At 74.6% G+C, this 429-nt stretch carries 1 protein-coding gene; it reads right to left on the bottom strand.

What is annotated here, in order from left to right:
- On the bottom strand, positions 1-429 hold a 429-nt coding region (locus GO615_RS30010), incomplete at both ends, for a zinc metalloprotease (protein WP_211167437.1).

A 429-nucleotide genomic window follows, 5' to 3' on the forward strand; every position in this document is an offset into this window, starting at 1 on the left:
GTCCTGCGGTGAGGAGATGACGGCGCCCGCATGCGGCAGCAGGGCCTCGCCGAGGGCGCTCGCGGGCACGTGCGGGCGCTGATCCACGGGCACCCGCACGTGCGCACCGGGCGCGACGAGGGCGCTGGCGGCGCCGTCTGCGTCGATGAGGACGATCGTGTCGCCCGTCTCCGGCAGTGCCGCGACGGGCGTGCTCGCGGGGACGGCGACGGCGGTGCGGATGACGTCGGCGACTCGGATGCCGCCGAGGAACTCGCGGTTGATGCCGACGTTGACGGCGACGCTCGCGCCGCGCCAGAGGAACGAGGCGATGAACAGCAGCCACACGAGGCTCCACAGCGAGCCGGGCGCGCGTACGAACCCGAGCACGGCCCACGCGGCCACGCCGATGGCGACGATGCGTCCGCACCAGCCGGCGGCCTTCATGCC

The sequence above is a fragment of the Aromatoleum evansii genome (genome assembly GCF_012910805.1).
Lineage (GTDB): Bacteria > Pseudomonadota > Gammaproteobacteria > Burkholderiales > Rhodocyclaceae > Aromatoleum > Aromatoleum evansii.